Origin of the sequence: Ideonella sp. B508-1 (genome assembly GCF_000333615.1) — a bacterium.
GTDB lineage: Bacteria > Pseudomonadota > Gammaproteobacteria > Burkholderiales > Burkholderiaceae_C > Ideonella.
In genome coordinates this window covers 1-9812 of sequence record NZ_BADL01000025.1, presented here as the reverse complement: position 1 = coordinate 9812, position 9812 = coordinate 1, and the positions used below count along the sequence as shown (strand labels likewise).

General features: G+C 68.9%; 7 protein-coding genes and 2 pseudogenes. 3 read left to right on the top strand and 6 right to left on the bottom strand.

Features of this window, described 5'->3' with window-relative positions:
* The 5 genes from I73_RS31260 to hisD all read right to left on the bottom strand — a co-directional run.
* A partial coding sequence (locus I73_RS31260) for an NAD(P)-binding protein (protein ID WP_148289642.1) occupies positions 1-150 on the bottom strand: 150 nt, incomplete at its 3' end.
* A 43-nt stretch (positions 151-193) separates the two neighbouring features.
* Positions 194-1150: an NAD-dependent epimerase/dehydratase family protein gene (locus I73_RS01430; RefSeq protein ID WP_022978986.1), complete on the bottom strand. Its 957-nt coding sequence runs from the start codon at positions 1148-1150 to the stop codon at positions 194-196.
* A 132-nt stretch (positions 1151-1282) separates the two neighbouring features.
* Positions 1283-2272 (bottom strand): fumarylacetoacetate hydrolase family protein, encoded by a 990-nt coding sequence (locus I73_RS01425; protein WP_022978985.1) that lies wholly within the window; start codon positions 2270-2272, stop codon positions 1283-1285.
* 40 nt (positions 2273-2312) lie between these two features.
* Entirely contained in the window at positions 2313-3077 is a 765-nt protein-coding gene (locus I73_RS01420; protein WP_022978984.1) for an SDR family NAD(P)-dependent oxidoreductase, read from the bottom strand.
* Positions 3078-3380: 303 nt separating this feature from the next.
* Positions 3381-4664 carry a histidinol dehydrogenase gene (gene hisD, locus I73_RS01415; RefSeq protein WP_022978983.1) on the bottom strand — a complete coding sequence of 428 codons (1284 nt, stop codon included), beginning with the start codon at positions 4662-4664 and terminating at the stop codon, positions 3381-3383.
* Positions 4665-4887: 223 nt separating this feature from the next.
* On the opposite strand from hisD, the gene icmF reads away from it, so the two are divergent.
* The 3 genes and pseudogenes from icmF to I73_RS33645 all read left to right on the top strand — a co-directional run.
* Positions 4888-8178: a fused isobutyryl-CoA mutase/GTPase IcmF gene (gene icmF, locus I73_RS01410; RefSeq protein WP_022978982.1), complete on the top strand. Its 3291-nt coding sequence runs from the start codon at positions 4888-4890 to the stop codon at positions 8176-8178.
* Positions 8179-8274: 96 nt separating this feature from the next.
* A complete protein-coding gene (locus tag I73_RS01405) occupies positions 8275-9126 on the top strand; it encodes a 3-hydroxybutyryl-CoA dehydrogenase (protein WP_022978981.1) in 852 nt (283 codons plus the stop codon).
* A gap of 56 nt (positions 9127-9182) precedes the next feature.
* Positions 9183-9593: pseudogene (locus tag I73_RS33645) on the top strand (acyl-CoA dehydrogenase N-terminal domain-containing protein); the annotation flags it as partial.
* Between the two features lie 21 nt (positions 9594-9614).
* Here I73_RS33645 and I73_RS33640 read toward each other — a convergent pair.
* Positions 9615-9794 (bottom strand): annotated as a pseudogene (locus I73_RS33640) (cytochrome c oxidase subunit I); the annotation flags it as partial.
* Positions 9795-9812 lie beyond the last annotated feature (18 nt).

Here is a 9812-nt window from a genome sequence, read left to right as displayed (position 1 = left end):
GCCGCTGATGGTGATGCCTGCGCCATCGGGCGCCCAGGCCGGGCTGTTCTCGACCAGGTCCACCGCGATGCCGAGCTTGCGCAGCTGGATGGCGGCACACATGCCACCCACGCCGCCGCCGACGATGAGGGCGTTCTGGATGAGGGCCACGTCTGTCTCCTTGTGTTCTGTGGATGCGAGCGCCCGGTCGGCCTCAGTCCGCCATCGCCCGGGTGATCAGGGTGTCCAGGTCGCCGTCGTGGCGCAGACCCAGGGCCTCGGCCTCGGGCGTGCGCAGCGGCGGGTAGGCGGCGAACAGGCGCTCGACCTTCGGGTCCGGCGCGTACTGCACCAGGGCGGCCCGGTCGGCACCGAAGCGGCGGGCCAGGCCCTGCACCACCTCGTCCATCGTCAGGCGCAGCACCGGCATCTGGTAGCTGCGCCGCGGGGCCAGGCGGGCCGGGTCGACCGTGGCCGCGTGCAGCAGGTTGTCCACACAGGCGCCCACCGAGATCCACCAGGCCACGCCCTGGGCCGACACCGGCACGGTGATCGGCTCGCCGGCGGCCAGGCGCCAGAAGATCTGGCTCATGAAGGCGCTGATCAGGCCGGCACCATCGCCCGGCCGGGCCACCACGCCGGGCAGGCGCAGCGAGCAGCCCTGCACCCAGCCCAGGCGGCTGGCATCGGCCACCAGGTATTCGCCGGCCAGCTTGTGGGCACCGTAGCTCAGGCCGGGGTTGGGCAGGGTCTGCTCGTCCACCACCGGCGGCAGGTGCTCGCCGTAGACAGCCACGGTGCTGGCGAAGACGAAGCGCGGCAGGCCTCCCTCGGCGGCCCGCACGCCACGCAGGTCCTCCAGCAGGCCCAGGGTGGCGTCCAGGTTGATGCTGCGGCCCAGGGCGTAGTTCTTCTCGGCCGCCCCCCCCGGGATGCTGGCCAGGTGGAAGACCACGTCCACGCCCCCTTCATAGGCCTGGCGGCGCAGGGCCGCGTCGGCGATGCTGCCGGGCAGCTGGCGCACCCGTGGGTCGGCCGGCGGGGTGGCAAAACCCACGTCCATCAGGGTGAGTCGCTGCACGGGGCGGCCGTTCAGGCCGTGGGCCAGCAGGCGCCGCACCAGAGCCTGGCCGACAAAGCCCTCCGAGCCGGTGATGACGATGTGATTCATGGCGGGAGTCGACATGGTTTCAGTGGGCTGGGCCCAAGGTGTGCACCTGCCCGTTCAGGCCGGTGCGGGTACAGGACAGGAGGGCCCGCGGGATGTGGCGCAGGCGGCTCCGAATGGGGGCGTCGTGGTTCCTCATGCCTCGGCATGAAAGGGAACGAAGCGGTGATCCACCGCACCGAAGATGCTCTGCCCGTCGGCGCCGAAGACCTCGAAGCGCAGCCGGTCGCCCAGCTTCAGGAAGGGCGTGACCGACTCGCCGCGCTCGATCTTCTCCAGGGCCCGCCTCTCGGCCAGGCAGGCCGAGCCCACGGTGCGCGCCGCCTGGTTGCTGACCGTGCCGGTGCCCAGGATGGTGCCGGCCCGCAGGTTGCGGTTCAGGGCCAGCCGGGCCAGCAGCTCGCCGAAGCTCCAGTCCATCTCGCGGCCGTTGGGGTGGCCGAAGGCCTCGCCGTTGCGGCTCACGCACATGTCCAGGTGGATGCGGCCGTCGGCCCCCCACCCTTCGCCCAGCTCGTCGGGCGTGACCGCCACCGGCCCGAAGACCGTGGCCGGCTTGGCGTTGATGAAGCCGAAGCCCATCTGCAGCTCGCGGAAGAGGTGGGCGCGCATGCTGACGTCGTTGAGGATCATCACCAGGCGGATCTTCGAGGCGCAGATCTCGGGGCTGGCCGCCATCGGCGTGTCGTCGACGATCACCGCGAACTCGCCCTCGAAGTCGCCGTGGTCGGCCTCCACCAGCGGGTAGTCGTCGCAGGGGCCCCAGAAGTCGTCGCTCTGGCGCTGGACCAGCACCGGAATGCCCGGCGTCTTCTTGACGTCCAGGTCGTAGGCCTGCTCCATGATGTTGCCGTGGTTCAGGAAGGCCGAGGCGTCGACGAACTGGTGGGTGCGCGGCAGCGGCGACAGACACAGCGCGGGCTCGAAGGCGAAGGCGCCGGCCGCCGTGCCCGCGTTGAGCTGCGCGTACAAGGCCTGCAGACGCGGTGCCCGCGCATCCCAGTCCTCCACCAGCTGCTGCATCGTGGCGGCCACGGCGGCGGCATCCACGGCCCGCGTCAGGTCGCGGGAGACGACGAGCAACCGGCCGTCGCGGCAGCCGTTGCGGTAGGTGGCGAGTTTCATGCGGTGTCTCCTGGGGTTCTGTGGGGTTCTGGGAAGGGATTCAGGCCAGCGGCCGGCCGCCATCCACCGGGATCACCGCCCCGGTGGTGAAGCTCAGTGCGCCCGCGGCAGCCACCACGGCGGCGGCCACCTCCTCGGGCGCGGCCAGGCGTTGCAGCGGTGTGCGCCGGGCCTGCTCGTCGCGCCAGGCGGGATCCATGCTCTTGACGAACTCGGTGTCGGCCAGGCCGGGCGAGACCGACAGCACCCGGATGGCCGGGGCCAGGGCGCGCGCCAGCGAGCGGGTCATGTTGTCCACCGCGGCCTTGGAGGCGCAGTACATGACATTGCTGCCCATGGCGGTGACCGCGGCAATGGACGAGATGTTGACCACCACCCCCGCACCGCCGGCCGCGCGGGAACGGTCCAGCAGTGGCCGCAGGGCACGCACGGCGGCGAAGGGACCGCGCACATTGGTGGCCAGGATCTGGTCGATCAGGGCGTCGTCCAGCGCGTCCAGGTCGCCATGCGGCACATAGCGGGTGGTGCCTGCGCAGTTGACCAGGACGTCGCAGCGGCCGTAGCGCTTGTCCACCTCGGCAGCCAGGGCGGCGAGCGACGCGGCGTCGGTCACCGGGCACTTCAGCGCCGCATGCGGCAGGCCCGCGGGGGGCAGGCGGTCCACCAACGCTCGGGCCGGGCCTTCGGAGCGGTTGTAGCCCACCACCACGGCGCAGCCGGCCTGGGCCAGGCCGATGCAGATGGCTTCACCCAGGCCGCCGGCTCCGCCGGTGACGACGGCGACTTGTCCGTTGAGATTTTTCATGGGCATGCGCTGTCGTTGGTGCGAGCCGAGGCCACAGGGTGACTGGCTTCGTTCATGTCCCCCGCCACCAGCCATGCGGCTGATGGCTCCTCCTTGACTTCACTGCGCCAGTCACCCTGCGCCCTCGGCAGCCGGCGTGGTTGACCCACCGCCGCATGCCACCGACGGTGGCCAGCAGGAGGAAGGGGTGTGTTGCGAAGCGAAGTCAAGGAGGAGGTCACGGCCGCAGGCTGGGACCGGGGGACATGAGCGCAGCAATGCACCCCTTCCTCCTGCCCGCGGCACCTCTGCATGAAAGACATCTCAAGCCCGCTTCAACCGGCGCACGCGGATGTCCGCCTGCTCCTTGTGGCCACTCATGTGCTCGTAGCCGCACAGGCGCGAGCAGTACTCGCCCACCTGCACGCTGGCCTCGTCGGTCAGCACGCGCTGGTAGGTGTGGGTCTTGATGAACTTGCCCACCCACAGGCCACCGGTGTAGCGGCCCGCGCCCTGGGTGGGCAGGGTGTGGTTGGTGCCGATGACCTTGTCGCCATAGCTGACATTGGTGCGGTGGCCCAGGAACAGCGCGCCATAGCGGGTCATGCGCTGCAGGTACCAGTCCGGGTCGCGGGTCATCACCTGCACATGCTCGGAGCACAGGCGCTCGGCCTCGGCCAGGGCTTCCTCGTCGCTGTCGCACAGGATGATCTCGCCGTAGTCGCGCCAGGACACGCTGGCCACCGGCGCCGTGTCCAGCCGGCCCAGCACCTGCTCGATGGCCGCGGGCAGCTCGGCGGCGAGCTTGCGGCTGGTGGTGATGCAGTAGGCCGGGCTGGTCGGACCGTGCTCGGCCTGGCCCAGCAGGTCCACCGCCACCAGCTCGGCGTCCACCGTGTCGTCGCAGATCACCATGGTCTCGGTCGGGCCGGCGAAGAGGTCGATGCCCACGCGGCCGAAGAGCTGACGCTTGGCCTCGGCCACATAGGCGTTGCCCGGGCCGACGATCATGTCCACCGCCGGCAGGCTCTCGGTGCCGATGGCCATGGCGGCCACCGCCTGCACACCGCCCAGGCAGTAGATCTCGTCGGCGCCAGCCAGGTGCATGGCGGCCACGATCTCGGGGCAGGGGCGGCCCTCGAACGGCGGGGCACAGGCGATCACCCGCTTCACGCCGGCCACCTTGGCGGTCAGCACGCTCATGTGGGCCGAGGCGATCAGCGGGTACTTGCCGCCGGGGATGTAACAACCCACCGAGTTCATCGGGATGTTGCGGTGGCCCAGCACGACGCCGGGCAGGGTCTCGACCTCGACGTCCTTCATCGAGTCGCGCTGGATCTGGGCGAAGCGGCGGATCTGCGCCTGGGCGAAGCGGATGTCCTCCAGCGTCTGCGCCGAGAGGCTGTCCACGCAGGCCTGGATCTCGGCCGCGCTCAGGCGGAAGCTGGCCGGCGACCACTTGTCAAACTTGGCGCTGTAGTCGCGCACGGCAGCATCGCCGCGGTTTTCAATGTCCTTCAGGATGCCTTCGACGGTGGCGCGCACCTGGGCCTGCAGGTCGGCCTTCGCCTCGGCGGGCCGGCCTTGCTTGATGTACTGGACGGTCACGGTGTGTCTCCTGTTCGTGTCATGGGGTGCGGTCGGATGGATCAGGGTTGGGGCGGGATGCTAGGCAGGGCGTCGGCACGGGGGAAATCGTTTGTCCGGATGCCTCGCATCGGTCCCGTCAATGCCTGCTCGAATGTCCTAAAACACCACCTGCCTGACGGGTGAGGTCATGGCGCCGGGGCGGCCGGCTGCCTACAGTCAGCTTTCCAAGGAGACAAAGACCATGACCGAGCTGACCGCCGAGTTCAAGGCCCTGGCCAACTACCGCCCGCAGCACAAGGTGCGTTTCGTCACCGCGGCGTCGCTGTTCGACGGCCATGACGCGTCCATCAACATCATGCGGCGCATCCTGCAGGGCATGGGCGCCGAGGTGATCCACCTGGGTCACAACCGCTCGGTCGAGGAGATCGTCACCGCCGCGCTGCAGGAAGACGCCCAGGGCATCGCCATCAGCTCCTACCAGGGCGGCCACGTCGAGTACTTCAAGTACGCGGTGGACCTGCTCAAGGCCCAGGGCGGCGAGCACATCCAGGTCTTCGGCGGCGGCGGCGGCGTGATCGTGCCGGCCGAGATCCGCGAGCTGCAGGCCTATGGCGTGGCCCGCATCTACAGCCCGGAGGACGGCCAGCGCATGGGCCTGCAGGGCATGATCGGCGAGATGGTGATGCGCTGCGACCGGGAGCTGTCCTCCCTGGCCCCGCGCTCGCTGGACGCCATCACCGGCCACGACCCGGCCGCCTGGCGCGCCCTGGCTCAGCTCATCACCGCGCTGGAGAACCACCAGGCCGACGCGGCCCTGGTGGCCGAACTGCACCAGCGCGCCGCCCAGGTGAAGACGCCCGTGCTGGGCATCACCGGCACCGGCGGCGCCGGCAAGTCCAGCCTGACCGACGAGCTGGTGCGCCGCTTCCGCCTGGACCAGGACGATGCGCTGCGCATCGCCGTCATCAGCATCGACCCCTCGCGCCGCAAGAGCGGCGGCGCCCTGCTGGGCGACCGCATCCGCATGAACGCGATCGGACCGTGGTCCCAGGGCCCGCGCGTCTACATGCGCAGCCTGGCCACCCGCGACACCGGCAGCGAGATCTCCGCCGCCCTGCCCGATGTGCTGGCTGCCACCAAGCTGGCGGGTTTTGACCTGATCATCGTCGAAACCTCCGGCATCGGCCAAGGTGACGCCGCCATCGTGCCGCATGTCAGCGTGCCGATGTACGTCATGACGCCGGAGTTCGGTGCCGCCAGCCAGCTCGAGAAGATCGACATGCTGGACTTTGCCGAGTTCGTGGCGATCAACAAGTTCGACCGCAAGGGCGCGCTGGACGCGCTGCGCGACGTGGCCAAGCAGGTGCAGCGCAACCGCGAGGCCTTCACCGAAGCGACCGACGCCATGCCGGTCTTCGGCACCATGGCCAGCCGCTTCAACGACGACGGCGTGACCGCGCTGTACCAGGCGATCAAGACCCGCCTGGCCGGCCTGGGCCTGGCGCTGAGCGAGGGCCGCCTGCCCCGCGTGGCCACCCGCCACAGCACCCACCAGGTGCCCATCGTGCCGCCGGCACGCACCCGCTACCTGGCCGAGATCGCTGGCGGCGTGCGCGGCTACAAGCGGACCGCCCGCGAGCAGGCCCGCTTGGCCCGAGAGGTGCAGCAGCTGCGCGCCGCCCGCCACATGCTGCTGGCCGGCGCCCCCGAGGCCACCGACGCCGAGCGCCTGGCCGCCCTGGCCGAGGCGCGCGAAGCCCGTCTGCAGCCCGAGGCCCGCCAGCTGCTGGCCCAGTGGCCGGACATGCAGAAGGCCTATGCCGGCGCCGAGTACGTGGTGAAGATCCGCGACAAGGAGATCCGCACCGCGCTGACCCACACCACGCTGTCGGGCAACACCATTCGCAAGGTGGCCCTGCCCAGCTACGAGGACCACGGCGAGCTGCTGAAGTGGCTGATGCTGGAGAACGTGCCGGGCAGCTACCCCTACACCGCCGGCACCTTCGCCTTCAAGCGCGAGGGCGAGGACCCGACCCGCATGTTCGCCGGCGAGGGCGACGCCTTCCGCACCAACCGGCGCTTCAAGCTGGTCAGCGAGGGCATGCCCGCGCACCGCCTGTCCACCGCCTTCGACTCGGTCACCCTCTACGGCAACGACCCGGACCTGCGGCCCGACATCTACGGCAAGATCGGCAACTCCGGCGTCAGCATCGCCACGCTGGAGGACATGAAGGTGCTGTACGACGGGTTCGACCTGTGCTGCCCGACCACCTCGGTGTCGATGACCATCAACGGCCCGGCGCCGACCATCCTGGCGATGTTCATGAACACCGCCATCGACCAGCAGCTGGCCAAGTTCCGCGCCGACAACGGCCGCGAGCCCACGCCCACCGAAGCCGAGAAGATCCGCGAGTGGGTGCTGACCAACGTGCGCGGCACCGTGCAGGCCGACATCCTGAAGGAAGACCAGGGCCAGAACACCTGCATCTTCTCGACCGAGTTCAGCCTGAAGGTGATGGGTGACATCGCCGAGTACTTCGTGCACCACGACGTGCGCAACTTCTACTCGGTGTCCATCAGCGGCTACCACATCGCCGAGGCCGGGGCCAACCCGATCAGCCAGCTGGCCTTCACGCTGGCCAACGGCTTCACCTATGTCGAGGCGTACCTCGCCCGCGGCATGCACATCGACGACTTCGCGCCCAACCTGAGCTTCTTCTTCAGCAACGGCATGGACCCGGAGTACACCGTGCTGGGCCGCGTCGCCCGCCGCATCTGGGCGGTGGCGATGAAGGAGAAGTACGGCGCCAACGAGCGCAGCCAGAAGCTCAAGTACCACATCCAGACCAGCGGCCGCAGCCTGCATGCGCAGGAGATCCAGTTCAACGACATCCGCACCACGCTGCAGGCCCTGATCGCCATCTACGACAACTGCAACTCGCTGCACACCAACGCCTTCGACGAGGCCATCACCACGCCGACCGAGGACAGCGTGCGCCGCGCCATGGCCATCCAGCTGATCATCAACCGCGAGTGGGGCCTGGCCAAGAACGAGAACCCCAGCCAGGGCGCCTTCATCATCGACGAGCTGACCGAGCTGGTGGAAGAGGCGGTGCTGGCCGAGTTCGAGAAGATCGCCGAGCGCGGCGGCGTACTGGGTGCCATGGAGACGGGCTACCAGCGCAGCAAGATCCAGGAAGAGAGCATGCACTACGAGATGCTCAAGCACACCGGCGAGTACCCCATCATCGGCGTCAACACCTTCCGCAACCCCAAGGGAGACCCGGTGCCCGAGCACATCGAGCTGGCCCGCTCCACCGAGGAAGAAAAGCAATCCCAGCTGCAGCGTCTGGCCGACTTCCATGCCCGCCACGCCGACGAGGCCCCGGCCATGCTGGCCCGGCTGCAGCAGGCGGTGATGGACAACACCAACGTCTTCAACGTGTTGATGGATGCGGTGCGCTGCTGCTCCCTGGGCCAGATCACCTCGGCGCTGTTCGAGGTCGGAGGACAGTACCGGCGCAGCATGTAACACGGCGGGCATGGGCCCGGCGCATCATCACCACGGTTTTCGCATCGGGGCGCTCAGGCGCCCCTCACCCGTTTCACATCCAGGAGGAACTTCGACATGAGCATCCAGCACATTGGCGTGATCGGCGCCGGCACCATGGGAAACGGCATTGCGCAGGCCTGCGCGGTCGCGGGCGTGCCCGTCACCATGGTGGACATCTCGGACGCGGCGGTGCAGCACGGCATCGCCACCATCACCAAGAGCCTGGACCGGCTGATCAAGAAAGAGAAGCTGACCGAAGCCCAGCGTGACGCCGCCCTGGCCCTGATCAAGGGCAGCACCAGCTACGACGACCTCAAGGGCGCCGACCTGGTGATCGAGGCCGCCACCGAGAACCTGGAACTCAAGCTGCGCATCCTGCGCCAGGTCGAAGGCCTGGTGGGTGACAGCACCGTCATCGCCTCCAACACCTCGTCGATCTCCATCACGCAGATGGCCGCCGTGCTGGCCAAGCCCGAGCGCGCCATCGGCCTGCACTTCTTCAACCCGGTGCCGATGATGGCCCTGGTGGAGGTGATCCGCGGCCTGCAGACCAACGATGCCACCCACGCCCTGGCCGTGGCCTTTGCCGAGAAGCTGGGCAAGACCCCGATCACCGTGAAGAACCAGCCGGGCTTCGTGGTCAACCGCATCCTCTGCCCGATGATCAACGAGGCCATCTTCGTGCTGGCCGAAGGCGCGGCCAGCGCCGAGGACATCGACACCGGCATGAAGCTGGGCTGCAACCACCCCATCGGCCCCCTGGCCCTGGCCGACATGATCGGCCTGGACACCATGCTGGCCGTGATGAACGTCTTCTACGACGGCTTCAACGACCCGAAGTACCGCCCGGCCCCGCTGCTCAAGGAAATGGTGGCCGCCGGCCGCCTGGGCCGCAAGACCGGCCGTGGCTTCTACAGCTACGAGTGAGCCCGTCTGCCGCCGCCCCGTCCCTTCCTTTGTTTCTGACTGACCTGTGACCCACCATGAGTGAATACATCGCCCCCCTGAAGGACATGCAGTTCGTGCTGCGCGAGCTGGCCGACATGGACGCCGTCTCGGCCCTGCCCGGCCACGAGGAAGTGAACGCCGAGCTGGCCGACGCCATCCTGGAAGAGGCCGGCAAGTTCGCCAACGGCGTGCTCTCGCCGCTGAACTGGACCGGTGACCGCGAAGGCGCCAAATGGAAGGACGGCGAGGTCACCACGGCCCCGGGTTGGAAGCAGGCCTACAGCCAGTTCGTGGACGGCGGCTGGAACGCCCTGTCCTGCCCCACCGAGTTCGGTGGGCAGGGCCTGCCCCACATCATCTCGGCCATGGTCGAGGAGATGTGGAACGCCTCGAACACCTCCTTCATGCTCTGCCCCATGCTGACCCGCGGCGCCATCGAGGCGCTGCAGCTGTGCGGCAGCGACGCGCAGAAGGCCATGTACCTGCCCGATCATCAGCATGGTGAAGCTGAAGAGCAGGTACATCGTGCCGATGTCCTTGTGGTTGGTGGCGTACACCCAGCGGCGCCAACCGGGGGTGGGCCCATGGGCATGGTGGTCATGGGCATCGTGGGCCGGGCGGCCGTGGGCATCAAGGACTGCGCTCATCGTGGCTCCTGACGGAAG

Coding starts and splice junctions, on each gene's coding strand:
- I73_RS01430 (WP_022978986.1), bottom strand. CDS start 1,150: ATGAATCACATCGTCATCACCGGCTCGGAGGGCTTTGTCGGCCAGGCT.
- I73_RS01425 (WP_022978985.1), bottom strand. CDS start 2,272: ATGAAACTCGCCACCTACCGCAACGGCTGCCGCGACGGCCGGTTGCTC.
- I73_RS01420 (WP_022978984.1), bottom strand. CDS start 3,077: ATGAAAAATCTCAACGGACAAGTCGCCGTCGTCACCGGCGGAGCCGGC.
- icmF (WP_022978982.1), top strand. CDS start 4,888: ATGACCGAGCTGACCGCCGAGTTCAAGGCCCTGGCCAACTACCGCCCG.
- I73_RS01405 (WP_022978981.1), top strand. CDS start 8,275: ATGAGCATCCAGCACATTGGCGTGATCGGCGCCGGCACCATGGGAAAC.